General features: G+C 69.8%; 27 protein-coding genes. 15 read left to right on the top strand and 12 right to left on the bottom strand.

Annotated elements, in window-relative coordinates; translation table 11 throughout:
• Nucleotides 1-168: 168 nt before the first annotated feature.
• Complete coding sequence (locus tag IF12_RS23025; protein WP_051704308.1) at nucleotides 169-5,019, bottom strand: NAD-glutamate dehydrogenase; 4,851 nt, start codon at nucleotides 5,017-5,019, stop codon at nucleotides 169-171.
• Nucleotides 5,020-5,264: 245 nt separating this feature from the next.
• On the opposite strand from IF12_RS23025, the gene IF12_RS0112520 reads away from it, so the two are divergent.
• Genes IF12_RS0112520 through IF12_RS0112500 form a run of 5 tightly spaced genes read left to right on the top strand, consistent with a single transcriptional unit; the run spans nucleotide 5,265 to nucleotide 9,034 of the window.
• Nucleotides 5,265-5,885 (top strand): DUF4178 domain-containing protein, encoded by a 621-nt coding sequence (locus tag IF12_RS0112520; RefSeq protein ID WP_035748859.1) that lies wholly within the window; start codon nucleotides 5,265-5,267, stop codon nucleotides 5,883-5,885.
• A gap of 53 nt (nucleotides 5,886-5,938) precedes the next feature.
• Nucleotides 5,939-6,430, top strand: a complete 492-nt coding sequence (locus IF12_RS0112515) for a DUF2617 family protein (protein WP_051704307.1) — start codon at nucleotides 5,939-5,941, stop codon at nucleotides 6,428-6,430.
• 55 nt (nucleotides 6,431-6,485) lie between these two features.
• Nucleotides 6,486-6,959 carry a DUF4247 domain-containing protein gene (locus tag IF12_RS24140; protein ID WP_051704306.1) on the top strand — a complete coding sequence of 158 codons (474 nt, stop codon included), beginning with the start codon at nucleotides 6,486-6,488 and terminating at the stop codon, nucleotides 6,957-6,959.
• 33 nt (nucleotides 6,960-6,992) lie between these two features.
• Complete coding sequence (locus IF12_RS26200) at nucleotides 6,993-7,460, top strand: DUF350 domain-containing protein (RefSeq protein WP_051704305.1); 468 nt, start codon at nucleotides 6,993-6,995, stop codon at nucleotides 7,458-7,460.
• Nucleotides 7,457-9,034, top strand: coding sequence for a polyamine aminopropyltransferase (locus IF12_RS0112500; RefSeq protein ID WP_030158597.1), 1,578 nt, complete (start codon nucleotides 7,457-7,459; stop codon nucleotides 9,032-9,034). The genes IF12_RS26200 and IF12_RS0112500 overlap by 4 nt, the downstream gene beginning before the upstream one ends.
• Before the next feature lie 217 nt (nucleotides 9,035-9,251).
• Here IF12_RS0112500 and IF12_RS0112495 read toward each other — a convergent pair whose 3' ends face one another.
• The 4 genes from IF12_RS0112495 to IF12_RS0112485 form a co-directional block, all read right to left on the bottom strand.
• Complete coding sequence (locus tag IF12_RS0112495) at nucleotides 9,252-10,373, bottom strand: hypothetical protein (RefSeq protein ID WP_030158595.1); 1,122 nt, start codon at nucleotides 10,371-10,373, stop codon at nucleotides 9,252-9,254.
• A gap of 1 nt (nucleotide 10,374) precedes the next feature.
• On the bottom strand, nucleotides 10,375-10,614 hold the full coding sequence (locus IF12_RS0112490; protein ID WP_133884357.1) for a hypothetical protein: 240 nt from the start codon (nucleotides 10,612-10,614) through the stop codon (nucleotides 10,375-10,377).
• Complete coding sequence (locus IF12_RS26915; protein WP_255343545.1) at nucleotides 10,598-10,723, bottom strand: hypothetical protein; 126 nt, start codon at nucleotides 10,721-10,723, stop codon at nucleotides 10,598-10,600. The genes IF12_RS0112490 and IF12_RS26915 overlap by 17 nt, the downstream gene beginning before the upstream one ends.
• Before the next feature lie 149 nt (nucleotides 10,724-10,872).
• The gene (locus IF12_RS0112485) at nucleotides 10,873-11,523 is read right to left on the bottom strand and encodes an HAD family phosphatase (protein WP_030158591.1); all 651 of its coding nucleotides are present in this window, start codon (nucleotides 11,521-11,523) and stop codon (nucleotides 10,873-10,875) included.
• A gap of 249 nt (nucleotides 11,524-11,772) precedes the next feature.
• On the opposite strand from IF12_RS0112485, the gene IF12_RS25645 reads away from it, so the two are divergent.
• Entirely contained in the window at nucleotides 11,773-11,910 is a 138-nt protein-coding gene (locus IF12_RS25645; RefSeq protein ID WP_133884358.1) for a shikimate kinase, read from the top strand.
• A gap of 33 nt (nucleotides 11,911-11,943) precedes the next feature.
• Nucleotides 11,944-12,414, top strand: a complete 471-nt coding sequence (locus IF12_RS0112480; RefSeq protein ID WP_030158589.1) for a hypothetical protein — start codon at nucleotides 11,944-11,946, stop codon at nucleotides 12,412-12,414.
• 40 nt (nucleotides 12,415-12,454) lie between these two features.
• On the opposite strand, the gene IF12_RS0112475 is transcribed toward IF12_RS0112480, so the two are convergent.
• Entirely contained in the window at nucleotides 12,455-12,961 is a 507-nt protein-coding gene (locus IF12_RS0112475) for a helix-turn-helix domain-containing protein (protein ID WP_231492558.1), read from the bottom strand.
• Between the two features lie 79 nt (nucleotides 12,962-13,040).
• On the opposite strand from IF12_RS0112475, the gene IF12_RS0112470 reads away from it, so the two are divergent.
• Complete coding sequence (locus tag IF12_RS0112470; RefSeq protein ID WP_030158585.1) at nucleotides 13,041-13,682, top strand: dihydrofolate reductase family protein; 642 nt, start codon at nucleotides 13,041-13,043, stop codon at nucleotides 13,680-13,682.
• Between the two features lie 32 nt (nucleotides 13,683-13,714).
• On the opposite strand, the gene IF12_RS0112465 is transcribed toward IF12_RS0112470, so the two are convergent.
• Nucleotides 13,715-14,293 carry a TetR/AcrR family transcriptional regulator gene (locus IF12_RS0112465; RefSeq protein WP_030158584.1) on the bottom strand — a complete coding sequence of 193 codons (579 nt, stop codon included), beginning with the start codon at nucleotides 14,291-14,293 and terminating at the stop codon, nucleotides 13,715-13,717.
• Between the two features lie 81 nt (nucleotides 14,294-14,374).
• On the opposite strand from IF12_RS0112465, the gene IF12_RS0112460 reads away from it, so the two are divergent.
• Nucleotides 14,375-14,701, top strand: coding sequence for a rhodanese-like domain-containing protein (locus tag IF12_RS0112460; RefSeq protein WP_030158582.1), 327 nt, complete (start codon nucleotides 14,375-14,377; stop codon nucleotides 14,699-14,701).
• A 226-nt stretch (nucleotides 14,702-14,927) separates the two neighbouring features.
• The gene (locus IF12_RS0112455; protein ID WP_030158580.1) at nucleotides 14,928-16,133 is read left to right on the top strand and encodes an acyltransferase; all 1,206 of its coding nucleotides are present in this window, start codon (nucleotides 14,928-14,930) and stop codon (nucleotides 16,131-16,133) included.
• A 3-nt stretch (nucleotides 16,134-16,136) separates the two neighbouring features.
• Here IF12_RS0112455 and IF12_RS0112450 read toward each other — a convergent pair whose 3' ends face one another.
• The 3 genes from IF12_RS0112450 to IF12_RS0112440 are packed head-to-tail and all read right to left on the bottom strand — an operon-like array spanning nucleotide 16,137 to nucleotide 18,687.
• Nucleotides 16,137-16,610, bottom strand: a complete 474-nt coding sequence (locus IF12_RS0112450) for a GerMN domain-containing protein (protein WP_030158577.1) — start codon at nucleotides 16,608-16,610, stop codon at nucleotides 16,137-16,139.
• Entirely contained in the window at nucleotides 16,607-18,016 is a 1,410-nt protein-coding gene (locus IF12_RS0112445) for a HAMP domain-containing sensor histidine kinase (RefSeq protein WP_030158575.1), read from the bottom strand. Before IF12_RS0112445 ends, IF12_RS0112450 begins: the two co-directional genes overlap by 4 nt.
• Complete coding sequence (locus IF12_RS0112440) at nucleotides 18,013-18,687, bottom strand: response regulator transcription factor (RefSeq protein WP_030158573.1); 675 nt, start codon at nucleotides 18,685-18,687, stop codon at nucleotides 18,013-18,015. The genes IF12_RS0112445 and IF12_RS0112440 overlap by 4 nt, the downstream gene beginning before the upstream one ends.
• A gap of 112 nt (nucleotides 18,688-18,799) precedes the next feature.
• Here IF12_RS0112440 and IF12_RS23015 point away from each other — a divergent pair, with 112 nt between their 5' ends.
• The 3 genes from IF12_RS23015 to IF12_RS0112425 all read left to right on the top strand — a co-directional run bounded on the left by IF12_RS23015 (nucleotide 18,800) and on the right by IF12_RS0112425 (nucleotide 21,042).
• Entirely contained in the window at nucleotides 18,800-19,573 is a 774-nt protein-coding gene (locus IF12_RS23015; protein WP_133884359.1) for an SGNH/GDSL hydrolase family protein, read from the top strand.
• Between the two features lie 103 nt (nucleotides 19,574-19,676).
• Nucleotides 19,677-20,099: a VOC family protein gene (locus tag IF12_RS0112430; protein ID WP_030158569.1), complete on the top strand. Its 423-nt coding sequence runs from the start codon at nucleotides 19,677-19,679 to the stop codon at nucleotides 20,097-20,099.
• A 61-nt stretch (nucleotides 20,100-20,160) separates the two neighbouring features.
• The gene (locus IF12_RS0112425) at nucleotides 20,161-21,042 is read left to right on the top strand and encodes a phosphotransferase family protein (protein ID WP_081913533.1); all 882 of its coding nucleotides are present in this window, start codon (nucleotides 20,161-20,163) and stop codon (nucleotides 21,040-21,042) included.
• Between the two features lie 309 nt (nucleotides 21,043-21,351).
• Here IF12_RS0112425 and IF12_RS0112420 read toward each other — a convergent pair whose 3' ends face one another.
• Complete coding sequence (locus IF12_RS0112420; protein ID WP_081913532.1) at nucleotides 21,352-22,896, bottom strand: MDR family MFS transporter; 1,545 nt, start codon at nucleotides 22,894-22,896, stop codon at nucleotides 21,352-21,354.
• A 199-nt stretch (nucleotides 22,897-23,095) separates the two neighbouring features.
• Here IF12_RS0112420 and IF12_RS0112415 point away from each other — a divergent pair, with 199 nt between their 5' ends.
• Nucleotides 23,096-23,707 carry a TetR/AcrR family transcriptional regulator gene (locus IF12_RS0112415; protein ID WP_030158563.1) on the top strand — a complete coding sequence of 204 codons (612 nt, stop codon included), beginning with the start codon at nucleotides 23,096-23,098 and terminating at the stop codon, nucleotides 23,705-23,707.
• 30 nt (nucleotides 23,708-23,737) lie between these two features.
• A complete protein-coding gene (locus tag IF12_RS0112410) occupies nucleotides 23,738-24,802 on the top strand; it encodes a hypothetical protein (RefSeq protein WP_030158561.1) in 1,065 nt (354 codons plus the stop codon).
• A gap of 10 nt (nucleotides 24,803-24,812) precedes the next feature.
• Here IF12_RS0112410 and IF12_RS0112405 read toward each other — a convergent pair whose 3' ends face one another.
• On the bottom strand, nucleotides 24,813-25,463 hold the full coding sequence (locus tag IF12_RS0112405) for a hypothetical protein (protein ID WP_030158559.1): 651 nt from the start codon (nucleotides 25,461-25,463) through the stop codon (nucleotides 24,813-24,815).
• Between the last annotated feature and the right edge of the window lie 109 nt (nucleotides 25,464-25,572).

The raw sequence follows: 25,572 nt of genomic DNA, 5'->3' as shown, positions 1-25,572 counted from the left end.
AACCGCCGCCCGGCGGCTTTTCGGCCCGATTCCTGTCGGTGGCCCGAGCAACGCTTGCGCCAGACTTCCTTCCCCTCTCGGGAGGGTGGGGGTTAGGGACGGCCTGCCTGAGGGGCCACCTTTCGGCGCCCGCCCCCACCCCCGCCCCGCTCAGGACTCGGCGAACGTCTAGGTGTCCATGCTCCGGATCTGGCGCAGCGAGACCGACAGCACCGCGAGCTTCTCGTCCGAGCGTTCGGCCTCGGCGGTCGCCTCGTGGATCCGCTCGATGTCGGCCGCGTTCTGTTCGGCCCACGCACCGACCGCCTCGGCCGGATCGGTGCCCGGCTTCGCCTGGAGCACGTTCGCCGTCAAACCCGCCATCGCGCCGTACAGGTCGTACCGCAGCGCCGACCGCGCCAGCGTCTGCCACCGGTTCGTGCGCGGCAGCGCCGAGATCTGGTTGAGGACCTCGTCGAGGTGCAGCCGCGCGGCGATCCCGTAGTAGACCTCGGCGGTCGTCGCCAGGTCCGATTCGAGCACCCGCGCGCACTCGACCACGTCGACCAGGCCGAACCCGAAGATCGGCGCGGAGGCGTCCCGCGCGAGGTCCTCGGGCATCCCCTGCTCCTCGAGCTGGTCGCAGAACCGCTCGAACCCGGCCGCCTCCGACTCGGTGAGCAGCTGCGGCAGCCGCGGCTGGAGCTCGGCGAGCCCCGGGCGCAGCCGCTCGATCTCGGCGGCGACGTCGAGGCCGCCGCGCCGGTGCTGCACGAGCCAGCGCACGCCCCGGTCCAGCAGCCGCCGGATCACGAGCATGCTCGCGATCTGTGCGGCCTGCGGCACCTGGTTGTCGAGCGCCTCGATGCGCCGCCACAGGTCGGGCAGGCCGAACGCCTCGCGGATGATGACGAACCCGCGGATGACGTCCACGACGTCGGCCCCGGTCTCGTCGGCGATGCGGAACAGGAACGTCGTGCCGCAGCGGTTGACCGCCTCGCCGACCACGGCGGTGGCGACGATCTCGCGGCGCAGCGGGTGCTCGGCCATGAGGTCGGCGTACGGCTCGCGCAGCGGCGCCGGGAAGTACTCGCGCAGGACCGGTTCGGTCCACTTCTCGTCGGGGAGCCCGGAGTCGAGGACGGCGCGCTTGGCCCAGATCTTCACGTACGACAGGAGCACCGCGAGTTCGGGCTCGGTGAGGGCCGCACCGGCGGCACTGCGCTCCTTGAGCTGCTTGTCGGTCGGCAGGCCCTCGATCTCGCGGTCGAGGCCGACGCGCTTCTCCAGGTACTTCATGAGCCGGGTGTGGACGGGCAGGAGCCGGGTGCCGAGTTTCCTGGCGTTGGACAGGGCCATGTTCTGGCCGTAGTTGTCGGCCAGGACGGCCACGGCGACCGCGTCGGACATGTCCATGAACAGCCGGTCGCGGCTGGCGGGGTCGATGCGGCCCCCCAGCGTCGCCGAGCGCAGCAGGATCTTGATGTTGACCTCGTGGTCGGAGGTGTCCACGCCCGCGGAGTTGTCGATGAAGTCGGTGTTGATGCGCCCGCCGCGGTGGTCGGGGCCGCCGGACTGGGCGTACTCGATGCGCCCGAGCTGGGTGAACCCGAGGTTCCCGCCTTCGCCGACGATGCGGCAGCGCAGCTCCGAGCCGTTGACGCGGACGGCGTCGTTGGCCTTGTCGCCCGCGTCGGCGTCGGTCTGCGCGGCGGACTTCACGTAGGTGCCGATGCCGCCGTTCCACAGCAGGTCGACCGGCGCGGTGAGGACGGCGCGGATGAGTTCGGGCGGGGTGATGTCCTTGACGTCGGCGTCGAGGCCGAGGGCGGTGCGGACCTCGTCGGAGACGGGGATGGACTTCGCCGAGCGTTCCCACACGCCGCCGCCGGCGGAGATGAGCGTCGGGTCGTAGTCGGCCCAGGTCGAGCGTGGCAGGTCGAACAGGCGGCGCCGCTCCACATAGGAGACGGCGGCGACCGGGTTCGGGTCGATGAAGATGTGCATGTGGTTGAACGCGGCGACGAGCCGGATGTGCTCGGACAGGAGCATTCCGTTGCCGAACACGTCCCCGCCCATGTCGCCGATGCCGACGACGGTGAAGTCCCGCGCCTGCGTGTCGATGCCGTCGGCGCGGAAGTGGCGCTTGACCGATTCCCAGGCGCCCCTCGCGGTGATGCCCATCTTCTTGTGGTCGTAGCCGACCGAGCCGCCCGAGGCGAAGGCGTCGCCGAGCCAGAAGCCGTACTCGGCGGCGACGGCGTTGGCGATGTCGGAGAACGTCGCGGTGCCCTTGTCGGCGGCGACGACCAGGTACGGGTCGTCGCCGTCGTGGCGGACCACGTTCGGCGGCGGCACCACCGCGCCCGCGGCGTCGCGGTTGTCGGTGATGTCCAGCAGCGCCGAGATGAACTCGCGGTAGCGCGCCACGCCTTCGGCCTGGAACGCGGCCCGGTCGGCGAAGTCGCCGCGTTTGAGCACGAACCCGCCCTTCGCGCCGACGGGCGTGATGACGGTGTTCTTGACCTCCTGGGCCTTGACCAGCCCGAGGATCTCGGTGCGGAAGTCCTCGCGGCGGTCCGACCACCGCAGTCCCCCGCGCGCGACCTTCCCGTAGCGCATGTGCACGCCCTCGAAGTGCGGGGAGTACACGAACACCTCGTACATCGGCCGCGGTTTGGGCAGGAAGTCGATGCTCCGGGCGTCGAACTTGAACGCGATGTGCGCCTTGGGCCGCCCGGCGGTGCCGCGCTGGAAGTAGGAGGTGCGCAGCGTGGAGCGGATGAGCGTCAGGAACGCCCGCAGGATGCGGTCGGCGTCGAGGCTCGGCACCGCGGCGAGCCCTTCGGCGAGCGTGTCGTCGATGCGGGCGACCGCGGCCTGGCGGTCGGCGCCCACGCGCGGGTCGAACCGCGCCTCGAACAGGCGCACCAGGTTCGCCGCGATCTCCGGGTGGGAGCCCAGCGTCGAGGCGATGAAGTCCTGGGAGAACACGAACCCGCACTGGCGCAGGTACTTCGCGAGCGCGCGCAGCACCACGACCTGCCGCCAGGTGAGCCCGGCGGCGATCACCAGCTCATTGAGCCGGTCGGACTCGGCCTCGCCGGCCCACGCGGCGCGGAACGCGTTCTCGAAGCGGATGCGCAGCTGCGGCACCGATTCGGCCGCCTCGCCGGGCAGTTCGAGCGCGAAGTCGCTCAAGTGGATGGTGGCGTCGGCGCGCTTGATGCGGTACGGGCGCTCCTCGGCGACCCGCACGCCGAGGTTGCGCAGCACCGGCAGCGCCTCCGAGAGCACCACCGGCGCGCCGTACGAGTACACCTTGAAGTGGACGTTCGCGTCGTCGCCGCCGCGGCGGAACAGTTGCAGCTCCATCTCGCCGGCCTCGCGCAGCATCTCCAGCTTCGCGATGTCCTTGGCCGCGTCGATCGGCGAGTGCTCGGCCTTGTAGGCGGGCGGGTAGGCGTTCGCGTAGGCCTTGAACAGGGACCGGGCCTGCCCCTCACCCACGTGGTGGTCGAGCTGGAGGGCGAGGTCGGCGTCCCAGGAGCGGGTCGCGTCGGCGAGCTCGGCCTGGATCGAGTCGACGTCGACCGGCGCGGGCGGGGCGTACGGGTCGATGCGGACCACGAAGTGCAGCCGCGCGAGCACCGACTCGGTGACGCGCGCGTCGTAGTCGACCGCCTGCCCGCCGAGCCTGCGGCGCAGGATCTCCTGGATCTTCAACCGGTTCTCGGTGTTGTAGCGGTCCCGGGGCAGGTAGACCAGGCAGGAGTAGAAGCGCCCGTAGACGTCGCGGCGCGCGAACAGGCGCAGGCGCCGGCGCCCCGCCAGGCGCAGCACGCCCATCGCGGTCGTGTACAGGTCGTCGGTGCGGGCCTGGAACAGCTCGTCGCGCGGGTAGGTCTCCAGGGCCGTGACGAGGTCCTTGCCGGAGTGGGAGGAGAGCGTCACGCCCGAGCGGGCGAGCACCTCCTCGACCTTCCGCTTGACCACCGGCAGCTCGGTGACGCTGGAGAGGTACGCCGCGGAGGTGAACAGGCCCAGGAAGCGCAGCTCCCCGTCCGGTTCGCCGTTCGCGTCGAAGGTCTTCACCCCGATGTAGTCCATGAAGGAGGTGCGGTGCACCGTCGAGCGCGCGTTCGACTTGGTGATCACCAGCAGGCGCTTCTCGCCGATCTGCGAGCGCGCGTCGGTGTTGAACGACGCGATCGGGCGTGGCGACGCCGGGGCCCTGCGCAGCAGCCCCAGGCCGGTCTCGGCCACCGGGGTCAGCGCCTGGTCCTCGCCTTCGCCGGTGAGCTTGTACCGCCGGAAGCCCAGGAAGGTGAACTTGTCGTCGGCGAGCCAGCGCAGCAGCTCCACGGTGTCGTCGATGTCCTTGGGCGGCACCGGCAGCGCCGGCTCCTTCGCGCCGGTGGCGCGGTCGTCGAGGTCGCTCGCGATGTCGAGGGCCTTGGCGCGCATGGCCTGCCAGTCGGCGACGCACGCGCCGACGTCGTCGAGGACCTTGCGGATCTCGGCTTCGAGCCGGGTGAGGTCGGCGGTGTCGGAGACGCGCTGTGTCTCGATGTGCATCCAGGACTCGGCGCGGCCGGTCTCGGCGGGGGCCTCGACGAGGGCGCCGTCCTCGTCGCGGCGGACCGGGACGATCGGGTGGACGAACACGGTGACGTCGATGCCGTTCTGGTTGAACAGGCCCGTCAGGGAGTCCACGAGGAACGGGGAGTCGTCGCAGACGAGGTCCACGCGGGTGGAGGCGGCGGCGTCGGGCCCCTCGGCGTCCTCGGGGCAGTCCAGTTCGAGGAGCACCTCGCCCGGGCGGCGCGCCTCGGCCATGCGGCGGTGGTGCGCGGTGGTCTCCAGCAGTTGCTGGGCGCTGCGTCCGACGAGGTCGTCGTCGGCCACCAGGCTCCAGTACAGCTCGACCAGCTTCGCCAGGGATTCGTCGGATCCGGCCAGTTCGGCCGCTTCGGTCAGCAGTTCCTCCCGGTCGGGGAGGGTCTCGCGGAACTCTTCGTCGCCGATGAACGCCAACACGTCTCGATCTCCAGTCCGAATCGCTTCGGCTCACCTCGTCGTGAGCCGTCTACAGGCTAGATCTTAGGGTTCACAGGCGACGCATGGGTTACACCGCGATAGCCGACGCGACACCGGATCGCGCCGCCCGCCTACCGGGTCGGGGCGCAGATGCATGGGTCACATCGCGATCGGTGACGCGACGGTACAGTGAGGCGAAGGAACCGTCCCGTACGCACACCTCCCCCGAACGTGAAGGCCTCGCCATGATCTTGGTCCTGATCCTCCTCCTCGCCGCCGCCGCCATCGGCTGGTGGCTGTGGCGTCAGAACAACACCCGCAAGAACGAGTCGGCCCCCCACCCCGGCCCGGTCGACCCGTTCGCCGACGCCGACACCGACGTCCTGCGCGGCGACCCCCGTCGCCTGCGCGCCTCCGACCTCGTCGAGCTGTACGGCAAGACCCTCGCGGTGCGCGGCACCCTGCGCCTGACCGAGGGCGACTACCAGTGGTCGGAGCACTTCCTGGACACCGGCACCGGGGTCAAGCGCTGGCTGTCGGTCGAGGCCGACCCCGATCTCGAAGTGGTGCTGTGGGACGAGGTGGTCGGCGCCGACCTCGCGCCGGGCCCCAAGGAGCTCAGCCACGAGGGCGTCTCGTACCGGTCGAACGAGAAGGGCACCGCGAAGTACGTCAGCGAGGCCACCACGGGCCTGGCCGAGCGCGGGACCGTCCGCTACCACGACTACGCCGGCCCCGACGGCCAGAAGCTCTCCTTCGAGGCCTTCGGCGACGGCGCCAAATGGGAACTGGCGAAGGGCCTCACCTTGGACCGCAACCAGATCACGATCTACCACCAGAGCGACCCCCAGGACAACCCGGCCTGAACGGGCCGCGTCCGCACGATCCCCCGGAGTCCACGCTGATAGCCCATATCGAGGTGCCGTTCGTCGACGTCTCGGCCGCCTCGCTCACCTTCCGACCCGACGCCCCGTCGATGCCGGTCCTGGACCGGATGGACCGCGACGCCGGGCCGCTGCGGCTGTCGCTGCGGCTGCTCGGCGCCAGCCACCAGGCCGTCGTCGCCACCCCCGACGGCCTCATCGCCGAGACCCTCGCCTACCGCTCCGACCTCGCCCCGGACCTGCCGGAGGCGTTCAGCCAGCGGGTCGGGTCCTGGCGGCACCGCTACGAGTGCACCGTCGAGACCGTCGCCGTCCCCGAACTGCGCCGCCGCGTCCGGTCCCTGCGGGACCGCGCGGTGATGCGCTCGGACGCCCCGGACCTCCTCGTCGGCGTGTTCGGGGACGACCCGGACGCGCTGACGGCCTTGGAGATCACCGGGTCGGCGCCGCTGACGTGGCGGACCGTCCACACCTACCCGCAGTACGGCGAGGTCGTGACCACGACCGGAACGGTCGTGCCCGTGTAGATGCGGCCCGACCGTAAGCTGAACCGAACCCCCCAGAGACGACCGAGGACCTCCGATGAGCTACGAGCAGCAGTACCAGCCCCCTGAAGAGCGGCCCGCCTCGCGCGGCATGAACTGGAAGCACTGGACGGCGATCATCACGGTGCTCGCCCTGTGCTGCGGGGGCCTGTTCCTGTCGAGCACGAACTTCTCCAACCCGAGCAACACGATCCGCGACAACTACGCGCGGGCGGCGAGCCTCGACGAGGGCGGCGGCACCGCGTACACCTCCAGCTCCGCCCCCGCGACGGTGGCCTCGCAGATCGACGCGAGCGCCAACGCCGTCGAGGAGCGCAGCTCCGGCGGCGTGTACTACCTCCAGTACACCAAGCACATCGTGGCCGTCTCCCCGTACGAGGGCGGCTCGAAGATCCTGCTGCACGACTACCGCAGCGGCTACAACCACTACTCGGGCATCTTCGTCCTGTGGGGATGGTCGTCCTCGCCCCCGTCGCCGTTCCGCGGCGGCGGCCCCGGCTCCGGCAAATAAGCCCTGCCCGCAATCCGAAAGGCACAACTTCCGATGATCGAAGTCCTCGCAGCGAACGACCTGGCGGAGTTCGCCTCCGACGAGCTGCTCAACGCCGTGCTCGGCGCCCTCGCCTACAGCGCGATCGGCATCGTCCTCATGGTGCTCGGCTACCTGGTCACCGACTGGCTCACCCCCGGGAAGCTCGGCGAGCTGATCTGGACCCAGCGCAACAAGAACGCCGGGATCCTCCTGGCCTCGAACGTGATCGGCGTCGGGCTGATCGTGGTCGGCGCGATCTGGGCCTCCTCCGAGGGGTCCTTGCTGGTCGGGATCGTCTCGACGTTCATCTACGGCGTGATCGGCCTGGTCGCGATGGCCATCGCGTTCCTCATCCTCGACTGGGTCACCCCCGGCGACCACGGCGCGATCGTCGTGGCCGAGGGCACGCAGCCGGCCGTGTGGGTCAGCGCCGCGATGCACGTCGCCTTGGGCGGGGTCATCGCGATGGCGCTCTCTTGACCGCCGAGGCCACCCCTCTGCGAACCCTCTCGGCGCGCCGGGTCCGCCTGTCGCGCTTCGGCCTGCTCGCCACCGCGTTCGCGGTCTCGGCGTGCGGGCTCGTTTATGAACTCGCGCTCATCACCTTGGGCGCCTACCTGGTCGGGAACACCGCGAAGCAGGCGTCGATCGTCCTGTCGGTGATGGTGTTCGCGATGGGGATCGGGGCGCTCGCGGCCAAGCCGCTGCGGCGCTGGCCGGCGCTGTCGTTCGCGGCCGTGGAGCTGGCGCTGGCGCTGCTGGGCGGGTTCAGCGTGATGCTGCTGTACGCGGCGTTCGCGTGGACGACGCTGTACAGCCTGCCGCTGGTGGCGGTCGCGGCCGCGATCGGCCTGCTCATCGGGGCGGAGATCCCGCTGCTCATGGAGCTGCTGCAACGCATCCGGGAGCAGGCGGCGGGCGCGGCGGTCGCGGATCTGAACGCCGCGGACTACCTCGGCGGCCTCATCGGGGGCCTGGCGTTCCCGTTCGTGCTGCTGCCGTTCTTCGGGCAGGTCCAGGGGGCGCTGCTGGTCGGGGCGGTGAACGCGGTCGCGGGCGTGCTCCTGGTGTTCCTGCTGTTCCGCGAGGACCTGTCGAAGCTCTCTAAGCAGTTGCTCGCGATCGCGGCGGTCGCTTCGGCGGTGCTGCTGGTCGCGGCGTTCGCCTACACCGACCGGTTCGAGACGAACGCGCGGCAGGCGCTGTACGCGGCGCCGATCGTCTACACCGAGGACAGCGTGTACCAGCAGATCGTGATCACCGAGTCGGCGCTGCCGTTCGGGGAGCAGGACATGCGGCTGTACCTCAACGGCGACCTGCAATTCTCCTCTGTGGACGAATACCGGTACCACGAGGCGCTGGTGCACCCGGCGATGGACGGACCGCGAGCGAACGTGCTGGTCCTCGGCGGCGGCGACGGGCTCGCGGTGCGCGAGATCCTGCGCTACCCGGACGTCGAGTCGGTGACCCTGGTCGACCTCGACGAGGCGGTGACCGACCTGGGCCGCGAGTTCGACGACCTGGTCGCGCTCAACGAAGGGGCGATGAACGACCCGAGGGTGCGGGTGGTCAACGAGGACGCGTTCACGTGGCTGCGCGGCGAGAACGGGGTGTGGGACGCGATCATCGTGGACATGCCCGACCCGGACGCGACCGAGACCGCGAAGCTGTACTCGATCGAGTTCTACGGGCTGGCGACCGACCACCTCAACGCGACCGGGCGCATGGTGGTGCAGAGCGGTTCGCCGTACTTTGCACCGCAGACGTTCTGGACGATCAACGCGACCCTCGAAGCGGCCGAGCACGAGCCGACCCCGTACTGGGTGAGCGTGCCGAGCTTCGGCGACTGGGGCTTCCACCTGGTGCAGGCCGACGGCGAGGCCCCCTTGCTCAGCCTGGACACGTCGGTCGGGCCGTTCCGGTCCCTCACACCGGAAGTGCTCGAAGCGGCCCAGGTCTTCCCGCCCGACCGGGCCGAGATGGACATGGAGCCCTCGACGCTCATGCACCCGGTGATCCTCGACAGGGTCGAGTCGGAGTGGAAGAACTACTGACCGGCCCCGCACGGGAACCCGTCATGCCGAGAAGCGGAAAGCCGTGTCGACCGGAAACGCCCAGGCGGCCCTGACGGCCCCTCCGGCGTCCCCGCACCCGGTCGCGACCGGGAGGCCCGAGCTGATCGTCGGGCGGGGCCTGCTGGAGGCCACGGTGCACCCGCCGGCGCGAACAGTCGGGCTGGCTCCTGTTGTGGGGCAAGCCAACTGGCCTTGCTCACTTCGGTTCGTGCGTCACGAACTCCAAGTCGGGCTCTCCCAGGGCCTGGCCCGCCATGTCCTCGTAGCGCTTGGCCCGCCGCATCACCCGCTGCCAGCGCGAGACCAGTTCCGGTCGGGCCTCCTCACGGCGGTGCGCCATCGCGATGAAATTGAAGCGGGCCTCGACCTGTTCGGCCCCGGCCCCCACCACGATGTCGGCCTCCCCGGCCGCAGCGACGTCCTTGCAACCGCCGATCCCGTTGATCTCAACGCGGAGCCGGTGCGTGCCGGCGCCCGCCGGGATCCACCACTTGCCCCAGGCCGCGCCCAGTTCCCGGCCGTCGAGGAACACGCGCGGCCGTGCGGCCCAGTCGATCAGCTCGTTGTAGTAGAACTCGTACCAGGTCCGCTTCTTGGTGTCGAGCAGCCTGGCGGAGAAGCCGATCATGTTCAGCGTCCGCGGCCGCGCGCGCACTCGCAGCACGATTCCCGAACGGCCCGAAGGCGGTTCGACCGCGGCCGGAAGCAGGAGTGCGCCGCCGTCCATGCGGATCGGTTTGGTGGCGACCTCGCCGGTGTCCGTGACCTGCCTGCGAACCTTCCAGAAGACCAGGATCCCGCCGATGATCCCCACGACCACCGCGCCCGCCAAGCTACCGAGGACCGCCTGGGACGCAGTGAGTCCGAGCGCTTTGCCGGTGAGCATGACGACCAACGTGAGTGCCGCGTAGGCGAGGAACCACAGGGCCGCGCCGCAACCGACGCCTTGGAGCACCGCAGAGCTTCCGGCGTTGGACGCTCGGTTCACATAGGTCTTGCTGCCGACGTAGAGCCGGTCATTGCCGTCGGTCTGCTGCCGCAGGTACCCGATCCGCAACGCGACGGTCTCGTCTCGGGCCAGTTCGACCAGCACGGTCTCGTAGGTCTGCTTGACCATGACCTCGACCCGGTGCCTGCCGGGCTTCAGCGGCACTTCCATGCGAGTCTGCGCGCCGCGATCGGGGTGGTCGTTCACCGGGCGGCCGTTCACCCGCACCGCGGGCGCGATCTTCGCGCCGCGGACTCTGCCGGTGAGCGAGTCGGGCCCGATGTCCTCGGTCTCCAGCGAGGGGGCGTGGATGACGAGCCGTGAACTCACCTCAGCACTCCGGGACGTCGACCACGATGATGAGCTCGATCTCCTTGAAGATCTGCTCGATCTCGGCGTCGGCGCCGTCCCAGGCCGCGCTCGCCGCCTGGATGTTGTCGGCAAGCAGTTGCACTGTCGATCTCGCCTCTCCCATCAGCTGCGAGAGCTGCTGCATGTTGTCGACCACGGCCTGACTGAGATCGACGTTGGCCTGGGCGATGCGCCTCCACATCTCAGCGGCGTCTTCCATGTCTGACGCCTGGCATGGCGCTGATGCCGGGCAGACTGCCCATGGCGTTGTCGATGGGGTTGTCTGAGGACAGGTCCGCATCGACTTGGATCCGCTCATAGTCGCTCATGCCGAATCGCCTTCCGAAGTTTGAGGGCTTAGGCGAATCGTACTGATGGTCCGCTCACTTCGAGGAGGCGGAGACCACCGACTTCACCGGCTTCCCCCGCGCCGCAGGCCGCAACTAAACCTCGTAGACGAGTCGGGCCCGGGTGACGATCACGAAGCACACCGGCCATTGAGAATAATGTCTTTCAATTCGATCAGCGTATCGATTCGATGCGTAGCCTGCGAGAAGTCTTGCGCCTTTGTGAAGTCGTTGTAGACGACGGCGCAGTCGATGCCGGCCGCTACGGCCGAATTCAGGCCTCTGGCCGAATCCTCGACGACCAACGTCTCCTCCTTGAGCGCACCGAGGCGCTTCAGGCCGGTCAGGTACGGTTCCGGGTGCGGCTTGGAGCGCTCATAGTCCTCGCGGACAAGGACGAAGTCCATGAACTCCCTGATCTGTCGCTTCTCGTGGATGATCGCGAAATCCACACGCTTCGCCGTGGTCACGATCGCCATGCGGACGTATTTCGACAGCTCGGAAAGGGCGTCGACAACGCCCTCGATCGCAATGTCCTCTGTTCTCAGGTGCTCCTGGTAGTACTCGTCGCGAGCCTTCCGCAGCTCGCTGATGGTCGGTTCATCGATGCCTGCCGCCCTGGCCTGGGCCCAAGTGCCGAGGCCCTGATTCATGTCCCGGAGGTATCGGTCCTTGTCCAAGTCCAGACCGACATCCGCGAGGGCGCGTTCTCCGGCCTTGCAATACCAGAACTCGGTGTCCACCAGTACGCCGTCATGATCGAAGAGCACGTACTTCTTCACGGTCGCGATCCTTTCCGATGGTCAGGCAGAGCTTGCTCAAGTTTCCTACTCGCGAAGAGGGCCTGGTTGGGATGGGGTGGGTCGCATAGCGAAGCAGGCACGAGCAGCCTTCACGTGCACATGGTTCGGACGCCGCAATGATCACGAATGCAGTACCACTCTATGCGCCCCTAGCAGGCACGCCCGGCCACGCAGCTCGGTCACGCGTGTGCGTCCGCTCTTCTGGCGGTCACCGCTATCGTGAAGGCCATGACCGGCCCCTCCGATGTCTCCCATGTCCGCTGGATCGGTGGTGGCACCGGCGCGGGAAAGAGCACCGTTGCCCGCCTGCTGGCCGAGCGGTATCGGCTTCGGATCTACGACGGTGACGCCGCCGAGGCGAACTAGGTCCAACACTGCGACGAGCGTCGCCAACCGCACTTGGCGGCGCTGCTGCGCATGTCGGCCGAAGAGCGATCCACCGGGCGTACGGCCGAGGAGGCGTTCGCGTCGATGCCGAGCCGCCACGGCGAGACCTTCCCGTTCGTTCTCGACGACCTGTGCGCGATGACCGGGGTGGGAACCGTGCTCGCCGATGATTTCCGCACTCGACCGGCCGAGGTGGCGCCGCTGCTGGCGTGGCCGGAGCAGGCGGCGTTCTTGCTGCCGACCGGCGAATTCCGGCGCCGAGCGCTCACCGAGCGCTACTCCGATCCCGATCGAGCCAGGGCCAACTGGGGAACCGCCGACCATCGCAAGGCCCTGGAGATCCGGCTGGCCCGCGACCGCTACTGGGACCAGGAGATCCGCGCCGAAGCCGCTGAGCTCGGGATGCAGGTGGTCGACATCGATGGTTCCGCCTCGCCCGATGCCATCGCAGAGGACCTCGCCGCGCGATTCCGCCTCTCCTAGACCCACCCGCGGACGACCTGGCGACCCGGCTCCACCGGCCTTAGGTCTTCGCGGCCGCCCGCTGGTACGCCGCTTCGAGTCGTTCCAGGGGCCCGGGGCCGTCGCGTTCGACGGGCGGGGCGCCGAGGTGGTGCACGCGCAGCTCGTCCATCAGCTCCTCGATGAACGCCGGCCCCTCAGCGCGCATGAGTTCCTGGCGGGTCCGCAGCTCAGGCGTGCCCTCGCGCCAGTCCAGGCCCCAGTTGCCGAGCGCGAACAGGATCGGCAGGGTCTGGATCCCCGCCTCGGTGAGGCTGTAGCGGACGCGCCGGCCGCGTACGGCCTCCTCCTTGGTGAGCAGGCCCGCGGCGACGAGCTTTTTCAGCCGGTCGCTGAGGATATTGGAGGCGATGCCCTCGATCGAGCCGTTCAACAGCTCGCGGAAGTACCGGCGGTCGCCGAAGATCATGTCGCGCAGCACCAGGAACGACCAGTGGTCGCCCAGCGCCTCCACGGCCGCGTTGATCGCGCATCCGGACCGCGCCTCGGCGATCACTCCTCGACCCAACGCCGTGCCTCCTTGACATCGCCGAACACCACGACCTACCGTAGTGATTGCATAATACAACCACTCTGAAGGAGTAGCAATGGGCCGGGTACGAGTCGATCTCAACATCTCCCTCGACGGCTACGCCACCACCACCGACCAGACCCCCGACGACCCGATCGGCCAGGACTGGCACCGCCTCACCGCCGCCTACGTGGCCACGCGCACGATGCAAGAGCGCGTATTGGGCCAGACCAGCAAGGGCACCACCGGCATCGACGACGACTACGCCGCCGCGTATTTCGAGGGCATCGGCGCCGAGATCATGGGCGCGGGCATGTTCGGACTCCACCTCCACCCCGACGACCCCGACTGGCAGGGCTGGTGGGGTCCGAACCCGCCGTTCGGATGCCCGGTCTTCGTGCTCACCCACGAACAGCGGCCGTCACTGGAGATGGAAGGCGGCACCACGTTCCACTTCGTCCAGACCTCCGCCGATGAGACCCTCGCCCGCGCTCGGGAAGCCGCGGGCGACCTCGACGTGCGCATCGGCGGCGGCATCCGGACCGTGCGGCCCTACCTGGCCGCGGGCCTGGTCGACCGGCTCCACGTCGGCATCGCGCCGATCCTGCTCGGCCGCGGCGAGAACCTGTGGACGGACCTGCGCGAACTCGAACGCGACTACGAAGTCACCAGCGAGGTCGCCGAGAGCGGCACCGTCCACGTCACCTTCTCCCGCTGAACCATCGCGCGCCACTGACCGATCCGAGCTGGTCATCGAGGGTCGGCGGCATCGCTCCACAGTCGCCGAATCCCTGCTCTGATGCGCTCCTCCCCCAGTTCGGGCACGATCGCGCTGAGGTGCTCGGCGTCGACTTGGGCGAGGAGGGCGTGCGCGGTGTAGTCGGCGTCGGGTGACCCTGGCAGCAGGATGGTGATGTGGCGGTGCCAGAAGCGGTAGGCGCCGATCCGGTAGCGGGCGCCGACGCTCGCAGTCTCCGACATGCGCACGAGCGGCAGGTGCTCCAGCGCGTAGTCGAGGTAGGCGTCGGCGAAGGCGAGGAGGCGTTCGGCCTCGGGCGCGCCGGGTCCGAGTAGCGGCGGTCCGCTGAGGATCGCCTCTTGGAGGGCCCTTTCTCTCGCGTCGAGCAGGGCGACCGCGAGTCCGGACTTGTCGCCGAAGCGGCGGAACAGGGTGCCTTTGCCGACGCCGGCGGCCTCGGCGACCTGGTCCATCGAGACCGATTCGACGTCGTGCTCGGCGAAGAGCCGAGCGGCGGCGTCGAGGATCGCGGCCCGGTTGCGGGCGGCGTCGGAGCGCTCCTTCGGCGGCGGGGTGCGCAGCAGTTCCAAGGGAGTTGCAGAAGTGGACCGCAGTCCGTTACGATCGTCGGGCACATCTGGACTATAGTCCACTTACCGGAAGGCGATGCCATGACCAAGCTCATCACCCGCGACGAGCTCAAGTCCGCGATCGAATCGGGCACCGTGACCGTGGTCGACGCCCTCGGCGGCGAGTACTGGGCGAAGCAGCACCTGCCAGGGGCCGTCCCGCTCGTCCTGGCCGACGTCGACGCCCAGGCGCCGAGCCTGCTCCCCGACCGCGACGCCGCGATCGTCACCTACTGCTCGAACCCGGCCTGTCCCAACAGCGGCCAGGTCGCCGAGCGCCTGACCGCCCTGGGCTACACCGCGGTCCGCAAGTACAAGGAGGGCATCGAGGACTGGACCGAAGCGGGTCTGCCCGTCGAGACCGCCTGAACCGCAACGGATCAGCGGAGCCGGGAGGCGGTCGAACCGCCTCCCGGCTTTGCTCTACCGACTACCGACGGGCTGGAACTCCGCAAGGCACTCGACCCCACACCCGGCGCTCCCCGTGAGAACGGCCCGTTCCTCTACGGCATTGACTGCCCCAGATGGTCCGCCTGCGACACGGTTGCGACATCGCGCGGACCGCGTTCGGACATTGCGGAGCCAGAGTCGAGGCATGGCTGAACTTCTCACGGCCCCGAGCACCCGGGAGCCGGCCCGTTCCCGGTACCTGCCCGCGCTGGACGGTCTGCGCGGCGTCGCGATCGCCGGGGTCCTGCTGTTCCACACGGGGAACCTGCCCGGCGGATTCCTCGGCGTGGACCTGTTCTTCGTCCTCTCCGGCTACCTCATCACCGATCTGATGCTCCGCGAGGTCGCGGCGACCGGACGGGTATCGCTGGTCCACTTCTGGGGCAGGCGAATCCGGCGGCTGCTGCCCGCACTGGCGACGATGCTCGCGGTCGTGACCGCGGTGGTCTGGTCGCTCGCGCCGCCGGACCTGGTGCGGACCGCGCTCGCCGACGGCCCGTGGGCGCAGGCGAACCTCTACAACTGGCACTTGCTGGCCGAGTCGGCGAGCTACTGGGACCGGTTCGGCACCGAGCGCGTGTTCGAGCACCTGTGGAGCATCGCCGTCGAGGAGCAGTTCTACGTGGTCTGGCCGCTGGTCGTACTGGTCCTCGCGAGATCCGCCCGAGCAGGCCGGAACGTCGCGATCGCCGCGGGACTGATCTCGCTTGCTTCTCTCGCACTGGTGGTCGTCCTGGTCGACGCGGGCGACCCGACTCGCGTCTACATCGGCACCGACACCCGCGCGTTCTCGCTGCTCCTCGGCGCGTTCGCGGCAGTTCCGGAAGTCCGCGAACGGTTGCGTCAGATTGTGGGTCGGCACGCGGGATCACTGACGGTGTTCTCGGCGTTCGGGATCGGCGCGATCTGGCTCATCGCCGACGGCGTGGACTCGCCTTGGCTGTACTCCGGCGGGCTGTTCGCACACTCGCTCCTGTCGGCACTGCTGATCGTCTTGTGCGCGGAGCGGCCGGACGCTCTGGTCTCCAAGGTGTTCGCCTGGCGGCCGCTGCGAGGACTGGGGCTGGTGTCGTACAGCCTCTACCTGTGGCACTGGCCGGTCATCGTGATGCTCTCACCGCAGGTGACCGGGCTGGGCGGGTGGCCGTGGACGGCTCTCGTGCTGGCAGTGTCGCTCGCCCTCGCCGTGCTTTCGAAGCACCTCGTCGAAGACCCGATCCGGTATCGGGCCCAGTGGGCCAGGGGCCGCCGCGGTCTGATCGCGTTCGCGGCGGTCATGATCCTGCTCGCCGCCATGTGGGCCCTGCTGCCCGCACCCGCGCCGCCGGTGATCGACGTCGGCGTGCTCTAGCGGTCACTCGGTCAGAGGGCAGGTCCGCAGCGCGTCAGAATCCGGCTCGGGCAGCGTGAAGTGGACCCTCGCCTTCACCTCCGCGGACCCGCCGGCCTGCACGTGGGCCGCCAGCGCCGTGCACACGATCTGGTCGGTCCCCAGTGGAGTGACCTCGTCGGCCGCGAGCGGCACCCGCAGTTCGACCACGTCCTCCCCCACGGTCACCGTGACCCTCGTGACGTCGCCCGAGGGGATCTCGGTGCGCAGGTCCGAATCGCCCGGACCCGTCAGCAGGAGCGCCAACGCGTCGGCGATGGTGCCGAGGCGGCCGGTATCGCGCTCGCTCGGGACCAGTGCCCCCTGCTCGTCCACGAAGTACAGCGTCACGCCGGGGGCGACGCCGGTCGGGGCGGTGCCTCCGTCGGTCACCTCGGAGGGTTGGACGCCGCAGCCCGCGAGCAGCAGCGCGAACGCCGCCGACCAGATCCGTCTCACGGTTCCTCCGATCCGATCGGGAGTCGCAATATGAAGGCCGCACCGCCGCCGTCGGCGTTGCCCGCGGTGAGGTCGCCGCCGTGGAGGCGGGCGTTCTCCAGCGCGATGGCCAGGCCCAGCCCGCTGCCCGGGGTACGGGTGCGCGCGTTGTCGGCCTTGTAGAAGCGGTCGAACACATGCGGCAGTGCTTGATCGCTCAGGCCGGGCCCGTGGTCGGTGACCTCGATGCGCACGTGCGTCTCGGATGCCGACAGGTCGATGCGCACGGGCGGTGCGCCGTGTCGCAGGGCGTTGCCGACGAGGTTGGCGATGATGACGTCCAGGCGACGGCGGTCGGCCCGCAGTCGTATCGTCTCGGGTCCGGTCGTCTCGACGCGGTCCAGCCATCCTCTGGCGCGCAGCGAGTCCCGGACGGCCTCGGCAAGGTCGACCTCCTCCAGTCGCGGGTGGACGGTCCCGGCGTCGAACCGGGAGACCTCCATGAGGTCCTCGACGAGGCGCACCAGCCGGTGGATCTCGGTGATCGCCAGCCGCGCGGACTCTGCGGCGTCGGCTTCCATGCCGCCGGACGCGTCCTCCAAGACCTCGGCGACCGCCGTCAGCGTGGTCAGCGGGGTGCGCAGTTCGTGGGAGACGTCGGCGGCGAACCGCCGCGCGTCCGCCTGCATCCGGCCCATCGCGGCCATCGATCCCTGCACGGACTCGGCCATCTCGTTGACCGTGACCGCCAGTTGCGCGAGTTCGTCGGCGCCCAGGGGCGGCGTGCGCGCGTCGAGGTCGCCGTCGGCGAGCCGCCGCGCGGTGTCGCGGAGTTCGCGCACGGGCCGCAGGACGCTGCGGGCGGCGATGAGCGCCACCAGCACCGACAGCGGGAGCGCCGCTCCCGCCGTGCCGATCGCGGAGGAGGCGAGTGCGGCGATCTGCCGGTGCACCTCGGCGAGGTCGCGAACGGCGTAGACCTCGATGCCCGAAGGGGTCCGCGTCCCGTCCGGGGCGGTGATCATGACCGGCGCGCCGATCAGCAGCCAGGGGCCGTCGTCGGTGATCCGCTGGGTCGCGATCCGATCGCCGTCGCCCACGGCGTCGAGCAGTTCATCGGTGATCAGGTCGGCGTGGGGGCCTTCGGAGGATCGAAGGTCCTCATAGGTCACGGTGGTGTTCGGGCCGACGGCGGCGCGCAGCCGGTCGAGCGTCTCCTGGTCGGGAGGGTAGGTCAAGGTCGGGGCGATCGCGCCGATCCGCTCGGCGAAGTCCTCGGTGAGCCGGCGCTGGCTCGAATCCACGAGTGCGTCGCTCGCCGATTCGGCGCTGGCCCAGGACGCCGCTCCGGCGCCGAGCATGGTCACGAGCGCGAAGGCGACGATGAGGCGGGCGCGGAGCCCGCGCGGCAGCGGCCGCCTGCTCACAGCGGCCCGAAGCGGTAGCCGAAGCCGCGCACGGTCTGCACGTAGAGCGGGGCCGCCGGGTCGGTCTCGATCTTCGCCCGCAGGCGCTGCACGCAGTTGTCGACCAGGCGGGAGTCGCCGAGGTAATCGTGCTCCCAGACCGCTTCGAGGAGCTGCTGTCGGCTGAACACGCGTCCGGGGGCGCGGGACAGGGTGAGCAGCAGCCGCATCTCGTTGGGCGTCAGCGCGACCGGTTCGCCGTGGAGGGTCACCGTCAGCGCGGTGGTGTCGATGCGGAGGGCGCCGTGGACGCTGACGCCGTGCCCGTCGCCGTTGCCGCGGCGCAGGACCGCGCGGATGCGGGCGTCGAGCACGGTGGGCTGCACGGGTTTGACGACGTAGTCGTCCGCGCCGGCCTCCAGGCCGCCGACGACGTCGAAGTCGTCGCCGCGGGCGGTCAGCATGATCACCGGGGTCTGGTCGGCCGATCGGATGCGGCTGCACACGGTGAAGCCGTCCACTCCGGGCAGCATCAGGTCGAGCACCACCAGGTCGGGCCGTGACGCCTCGAAATCGGCGAGCCCGTCCTCACCGGTCGCCGCCGCGCGGATGTGGTGCCCGTGCCGGGAAAGGGCGAGTTCAAGGCCGCGCCTGACCAGTGGGTCGTCCTCGATGAGCAGTATGTCCGCCACCGGGCCAGTATGCAGGGCCGGCACCCGGCGCGGCCATGCCCGCGCGAGTCTGCGACACGATCGCGACATCGCGGCGGCAGCGGCGGGACATTTCGGCGCCACAGTGAAACGCATGAACAAGATGCGAACACTCGTGACCGGCCTTTCCACGCTCATACTCGCGGTGACGGCCGCCTGCTCCGGTCAGGCCGACTCGCCGTCTGCCGGGGCCACGGCTCTCGACGATCCCGATCCCGGGCTGTCCAGGGTGATCCTGCTGGGCGACTCCGTCGCAGTGGGCCAGTCGCTGCCGTTGAGCGCCGCGTTCGGGGCCGCCGGGGTGGAGTTCCACTCGATGGCCTCGGAAGGCGGCGGGAACGTCGTCGGGCCGAACTCCGAGGAGCGGTGGGAGGAGGTGACCGACCGGGTCGAGTCCGCCAAGCCCAGCACCTTCGTCTACCAGATCACGACCTACGACTGGGGCGACGGCGAGGAGCAGCGGGTGGCTTACGAACGGCTGCTCGACCTGGTGGCGGAAGTCGGCGCCACCCTGGTGTTCGTGACGCCGCCGCCGATCGTGCCCGACGAGTTCTACGAGCCGCACATGGAGGATCTGGAGCGCGCCGTCGAGGCGGCCTTCGCGGTCGCCGAGGGCTCCGGCGGAAAGGCGGTGGTGTTCGACGCCGAAGCGGTGTGGGGCGCAGAGTTCCGGCAGGAGATCGACGGTGTCGCCGACCGGAGCGCGGACGGGATCCACACGTGCCCGCAGGGCGCGGCCCGGTTCACCCAATGGATGCTCACCGAGCTGTCGGAGCTGTATCCGGATTTCACGCCGCCGGACCCGAAGGAGTGGGCGAACACCGGATGGTCCGGAAACGACCATTTCAAGGGCTGCCAGGAGGAGTAGGCCGTCTCGCGGAGGTCGGGCGAGGCGGTCGGGTTCGGAGAGTCCGATTCCTTCCCCCGTCGCCGCCGCGCTCACCTCGACCGGTCCCGGGTAGCTTTCGGCCATGGAAACACCACCGAACGGGACACTGCACCACGTCGAGCTGTGGGTGCCCGACCTCGCCCGGGCCATCGACTCGCTCGGGTGGCTGCTCGAACGGCTCGGGTATGCGCGCCACCAGGACTGGTCGGCCGGACGCAGTTGGCGACTCGGCCCGACCTACCTGGTCGTCGAGCAGTCACCGGCGCTCACCGGCGACCGGCACGACCGATGTGCCCCGGGCCTGAACCACTTGGCGTTCCACGTCCGCGACAATTCCGAAGTCGAAGGGCTCGTCACCGAAGGCGCCGACCACGGATGGGAGCTGCTGTTCCCCGATCGCCATCCCTACGCCGGTGGCAAAGACCATTACGCCGCTTACTTGGAGAACCACGATGGCTTTGAAGTAGAACTCGTCGCCGCCGACACTGCCGTACACGCCACCTGACCAGAATGCCCGGCCGGAAATGCCGTTGCGGCCCTCTGAATCCCGGCAATAGCGTTGCCGGATGCCGTCTCCAGAAGTGCTCGCCGAAATCGCCCGGCGCCACCGCGTCGGCCCTGACTCGGTCGAGCCCGCGCCGTTCCAGGGCGTGGCCAACCAGGTCTACTTCCTCGGTAAACACCTCGTACTGCGCATCGCGCGGCCCGATTCCACCGAGAATCTGCTTAAGGAGGCGATCGTGATTCCCGCGGCGGTGCGCGCCGGGGTTCGCACTCCGGAGGTGGTCGCCTTCGACGACGAGCTGCTCGATACCCCGTACATGGTGATCAAGCGGGTCGACGGCATCGCTCCGGGCCTTCCCGCCGGCCCGGCCGATGAGCAATGGCGGTCGGTCTATCGGGAACTCGGCAGTGAACTGGCCACATTGCACCGTGAAGTAGAGGAATTGCCAAAAGTTCCGCTGGAAATCGCCAGAGATCCTCGCCCGGACGTCGCCACTCTGGCCAATGCCGGCTATCTCAGCGCGGACATCGCGAACTGGCTTATCGGCTGGTTCGATCGGCTCGAATCGCGGTTTCCCGCTGCGTCACCGGTCCGGCTGATCCACGGCGACGCCAGCCCCACCAACCTGCTCGCCGACCCCGATTCCCGGCGGCTCACCGCCCTGCTGGACTGGGGCGACGCGGCCTGGGCCGACCCGGCGACCGAGTTCGCCAAACTGCCACTGCGCGCGGTCCCGGCGGTGCTCGAAGGCTATCTGGGCGAATACGACGAAACCTGGGCCGCCCGCATCCTCTGGCACCACCTGCACTGGGCGATGGGCCGCCTCCCGACCCCGGCCGACCCGCGAGCCGGGCACTGGAGCGCCCAACCCGGCAACCGTCTCATGGAGATCATGCGCTTCCACCTCGCCGAACCCCCGCACCCGTGGTCCGCCCTGCGTTGAGCCACCGGCAACCGTGGGCGATTCGGTCTGCTAGTCCGTCCATTGAGGGCCGTCTCCGACCGGGCCTCGGGCATATGGCGAGTACATGAAAGTCCGCAGTGCGCAGGTGCTTCACGCTCGCCGCCGTCGACTCGGACACGACCCGCACCACCCGCACGACGACGGGCCGGATCAAGCTCCACGCCTACTTCCTGTGCCCCTTCTTCAAGCAGGGCCTCAATAAAGTCCACCGCTACGTTTTCCGCAATTGGGCGGCCGCGCACGCCTGCGGCCCGGACGCGTCAGCGTCCGGGCCGCAGGCGATGCGGGCTACTTCGCTCCGAGCACCGTCTCCTCGCCCACGGCGATCTCCTCGACGATGTCCACCGTTTCGCGCAGGCGGATCGGCGTGAGGAACAGGGCCGCGACGAAGCCGACGACGGCGATGCAGGCCGAGATCAGGAACAGGTGCCCGGTCGCGTCGCCGTAGGAGGCGCGGACGACCTCCACGACCGGCGCGGGCATCGCCTCCAGGTCCAGGCTGGAGGCGTCTGCGGCACCGCCCGTCACGTCGATGCCGAGCGCGGCGAGGCCCGAGGCGATCTTGCTCGCGACCTGGTTGGCCAGGACCGCGCCCAGGACCGAGACGCCGATCGTGCCGCCCAGCGAGCGGAAGAACGTGATCGCGCCGGATGCCGCGCCCAGTTCGCGCAGCGGCACCGAGTTCTGGACCACCAGCACCAGGTTCTGCATCGCCATGCCGACGCCGGTGCCCACCAGGAACATCCCGACGCCCATGAACCACAGCGAGGTCGTGTGGTCGATCGTGGCGAGCATCCCGAACCCGGCCGTCAGGACCAGCGTCCCGGTGAGGATGTACGGCTTGACCTTCCCGGAGATCGACACCATCCGCCCGGCCACGGCCGAGCTGATCAGGACGCCGAACATCATCGGGATCGTCAGCAGGCCCGCCTCGGTCGGCGAGAAGCCGCGCGAGATCTGGAAGTACTGTCCGAGGAACACCGCGCCGCCGAACATGGCCATGCCGACCGCGAGGCTCGCCACGACCGCCAGCGCCGGGTCGCGGCGCTTGATGACGTGCAGCGGCACCACCGGTTCGCGGACCTTCGTCTCGACCACGGTGGCCGCGCCGAGCAGGACGATCGAGCCGGCGACCATCGCGCCGGTCTGCCAGGAGATCCAGTCGAAGTCGTTGCCGACGAAGGTGACCCACAGGAGCAGGAGGCTGACGCCGGCGGCGATGAGCGTCGCGCCGAGGTAGTCGACCTTGGTGTCGGGCTTCTTGGTCTCGGCCAGGTGCAGGGTGCGCGAGAGCATCGCGAAGGCGATCACGCAGATGGGGACGGCCAGGAAGAAGCACCATTCCCAGCCGAGCCAGCTGGTGTCGGTGATGGCGCCGCCGAGCAGCGGGCCGCCGACGGTGGAGACGGCCATGACGCCGCCGAGGTAGCCGTTGTAGCGGCCGCGTTCCTTCGGGCTCACCATCGCGCCGATGATGACCTGGACGAGGACTTGGAGGGCGCCCATGCCGAGGCCCTGGACGGCGCGCAGGGCGATGAGCTGCCCGGTGTTCTGCACGAGGCCGCAGGCCAGGGAGGCGACGGCGAAGATGACGATGGCGACCTGGAGCAGGCGCTTCTTGTCGAACAGGTCGGCGAGTTTGCCCCAGACCGGGGTCGAGGCGGTGCTCGCCAGGAGGGTAGCGGTGACGACCCAGGTGTACTGCGACTGCGTCCCTTTGAGCGAGCCGACGATCTGCGGGAGCGCCACGGAGACGACCGTGGAGGAGACCATGGCCGCGAACAGGACCATGAGCAGTCCGGAGAGGGCCCGCAGGACCTCGCGGTGGGTCATCGCCGGTTGGGGCGGAGCTTGGGTTACGGCAGTCAAGGACGGCCTCCTATGGTGTTGCGGAGGAGGGCCGGGGGGCGCTGACGGCGGGCCCGGCGGCCGATGGCGTGATGGTGTTCGACGTGCTGATGTAGTGAACGGCGCGTCTCTTATTACAAGCTAGCATTTAGTGAACGCATCGTTCACTATTGAAGGGGGAGCGGTGACCGAGTCCACAACCGGGCGCAGACGCGGCGACGACCTCGAGCGCGCGATCTTCGAGGCCGCCCTGGAGGAGCTCGCCGAGGTCGGCTACGCGAACCTCCGCATGGAGGCCGTCGCGGCCCGCGCCAAGGCGGGCAAGGCCTCGCTGTACAAGCGCTGGCCCGACCGGGCGCATCTCATCAGGGCGGCGGCCCGCTACAAGGCGACGGTGGCCGAGACCGAGTTCGAGCCGAGCGGGGACCTCCGGGGGGACCTCCTCAAGGTCATGCGGTTCATCGCCTCCTACCAGGGCGGCCCGTTCGGCGAGGCGATCCGCGGCTGGGTCGGCGAGCTGGGCGCGAGCGGACGGGACGAGGGTGCTGCCGAGGCCGAAGCCGAAGAGCTGCGCAACCGCATCGAGGCGCCGCGCATAAGGATCTTCGCCAAGATCCTGGAACACGGCATCGAGCAGGGCACGGTCCGCCCCGAGGCCCTGCTGCCGCGCGTGGTGAACCTCGCTCCTTCCCTGCTGACCCACTACTTCCTCACCCGCGGCCACCCCGCGCCCGAGCACGTCATCGACGAGATCCTCGACCAGATCGTGATGCCGCTGCTGACCCCGGACCACTGAACCGTTAATGCGACCGGATCGGAACGCCCCATGGACATCACCGCTCTCAACGCATGGCTCGGCCGCTTCGGGGTCGGGCCCGGTTACCTGCACGTGCTGCCGGACGGCCCGGTCGAGGCCGTGCACGGCGCGGAGGGGTGCTACCTCGTCCGGGACGGCGCGGGGTGGCTGGTGTGCTACTCCGAGCGCGGGCAGGTCTCCGACTCGGTTCGCCATGGCGGCGAACGCGAGGCGTGCCTGGACGTCCTGGACCGGCTCGGGCCCGACTACGGCACGCTGCTGCGGCCTCCGGGCACTCCGGCGCCGCGGCCGCTGTTGACGCCCGGGAGCGAACCGGCCGACCTCCAAGCGGTGCTGACGGCCCGGTCCGGGGCGGACCCGCGCGCCGCCGTCCGCGATTGGCTGACGGCGGCCGCCGCGAGTCTCTACGGCGGCGTCTTCGCCGCCGATCCCGGTCCGGCGCCGGTCCTCGACGGGGACCGGTTCGACCGTCGGGTCCGGTTGCGCATGTCCGCCTTGGCGGCTCGCAGGACCCTGGTGTTCGAGCACTTCGGCGGAGACTGGGCGGCCGCGTTCGATACGGGTTGGAGGGACGAGTTCACGGCGGTGTCGCTGAGCGCCTCGGCGTTCACGCGAGACGGCGAGCTGGCGGTGCACGAGGTACAGGCGCACCGCGAACCGGACGGATGGCTGCGCTGCACCGCGGTGCGCTACGGCGGCGCGGAAGCGCGCGAGGAGCACCGCTGGGCCGCGTTCCTGGCCGACCAGATGGCGGCTCGGGACGGCGCGTACGGGCACGTCGACCGCAACGAGCAGCACCCGCGGACTACAGCGCACGAACGCACGCTCGGCGCCGCCGGGTACCGGGCGTACGAGCAGAGCGAGACGCGACTGCGCGGATACGGCTGGGCGACCGCGTGCGGCCCGGGAGCAGCGAAAGCGCTGGGAGGCAAGGCGGCCGTAGAAGCGTCAGGCGCGTTCGCGGAGGTCCGGACCCTGCGGCACGGTGGACTGCTGATGGTCGCGGCCGACCGGATCGACACGTGGTCGCCCGAACGAGTGCGAGCGGCACTCGGGCCCGCTCTCGCGAGTTGAATCGGTGCGGTCAGCCGATCGCGGCCGCGGCGGCGCGCAGCTCGGCCAGCTCCCGCGTCGTCGACTCGCGGGCGATCGCGGCGATCTCGCACAGGAACCGCCGCTTCTGGGCGGGGAAGGCCGCGGCGATCTGCGCCGGGTCCTCCAGCAGGACGCGGTAGATCTCAGGGCCGTTGGCGTAGAACAGGTCCAGGAGCAGCAGCTCGCCGTCCTCGCGCCGCATGACGTTGCCGGGGTTGAAGTCGAGCCCTCCCCAGAAGGAGCAGGCGGCCGCCGCTTCGGCGTCGAGGCGCTCGGCCGCGCGTCGCAGCGCCGTGATCGGATCGCCGACGGCCGCGGCCTCCCAGCGCTCCTTGACCGAGGCGGCCTCGCCAGGCTCGGCCGGGCGGAGGAACTCCATCACCGTGAGCCGTCCGCCGCCGGAGAGTTCGGCGTCGAAGTCGATCCGCGGCAGCATCGGGTGGCCGGCGAGATCGCGGCACAACCGCACGAAGATCCCGTAGGCGGGCTCGAACGCGCACACCCGGGCGACCTGCGCACCATCGGGCGAGCGCCAGACCACGGCCCAGTCGCCGGTCCCGGACACGTCCCAACCGGCCGCGAGCAGCCGCCCGGCGACCTCCCGATGCGTCAGGCCGCGCAGTGTCTCGAACTCGATCACGCCCGGAGCCTACGGTGCCTGGAGCACCCGGGCACAGCGATTTTCACCGGCCTCCTGTGATGCAAGCTCCGCCAATCGAAAAGCGAAGCGGCGCAGCGCGAAAAACACT

The sequence above is a fragment of the Glycomyces sp. NRRL B-16210 genome (assembly GCF_000719515.1).
Taxonomy (GTDB): Bacteria; Actinomycetota; Actinomycetes; order Mycobacteriales; family Micromonosporaceae; genus Glycomyces.
The sequence above is the reverse complement of the archived record's forward strand: the minus strand, read 5'-3'. Positions and strand labels throughout refer to the sequence as shown.